General features: G+C 47.4%; 1 protein-coding gene. It reads left to right on the forward strand.

The window, feature by feature from the left end; all coding sequences use genetic code 11:
- On the forward strand, window positions 1-1,121 hold a 1,121-nt coding region (locus tag BUR42_RS29845), incomplete at both ends, for a hypothetical protein (RefSeq protein WP_200798417.1).

Below are 1,121 nucleotides of genomic sequence, written 5' to 3' on the forward strand. Positions count from 1 at the left end.
AATGATACTACTATTACCCAGGTGATACATGTTCAGGATACAACTGCTCCGGTATTTGCTGTGGCCGCCCCGGCTGATACTACGGTAGATTGTAATAGTGTACCGGCACAACCGGTGATCACTGCTACAGACAATTGTTCTGTAACACCGAACATCACGGTAACAAGGAATGAAGTACGGACCAACGGTACCTGCGCTAACAGTTATATCTTAACTCGTACCTGGACCGCTACAGATGAATGTGGTAATGATACCACTATCACGCAGGTGATCCATGTTCAGGATACCGTTGCACCAAGGTTTAATGCAATCGCCCCTGCGGATACCACTGTGGATTGTAACAGTGTTCCTGCTCAGCCGGTGATCAATGCTACCGATAACTGCTCTGCTACCGGTAATATTACCATAACCAGGAATGAGGTTCGTACCAACGGTACCTGCGCTAATACTTATACTCTCACCCGCACATGGACAGCTGTTGATGAATGTGGTAATGATACTACTATCAGACAGATCATTCATGTTCAGGATACTGCTGCTCCGGTATTCTCTGTGGTTATCCCAGCTGATACTACAGTAGATTGTAACAGCGTACCTGCTCAGGCAGTGATCACCGCTACAGACAATTGTTCTGCAACAGGTAATATCACCATAACCAGGAACGAAGTACGCACTAATGGTACATGTGCCAACAGCTACACCCTCACCCGTACATGGACGGCTGTAGATGAGTGTGGTAATGATACCACCATTACGCAAGTGGTACATGTTCAGGATACAACGGCTCCGGTGGTAACTACGGTTATCCCGGCTGCCAGAACGGTAGATTGTGATGCAGTTCCTGTTCAGGAAGATATCACGGCTACTGATAACTGCTCTGCAGTTCCGAATATCTCAGTAGTTAAGAACGAAGTTCGCACCAATGGCGCCTGCGCTAATACTTATACCCTCACCCGTACATGGGTAGTAAGCGATGAGTGCGGTAATGATACCACTATCACACAAGTACTCACCGTGCAGGACACAACTGCTCCGGTGGTAACCGTGGTTATACCAGCAACCAGAACCGTAGATTGTGATGCAGTTCCTGTTCAGGAAGATATCACAGCTACTGATAACTG

Source organism: Chitinophaga niabensis (assembly GCF_900129465.1).
Taxonomy (GTDB): domain Bacteria; phylum Bacteroidota; class Bacteroidia; order Chitinophagales; family Chitinophagaceae; genus Chitinophaga; species Chitinophaga niabensis.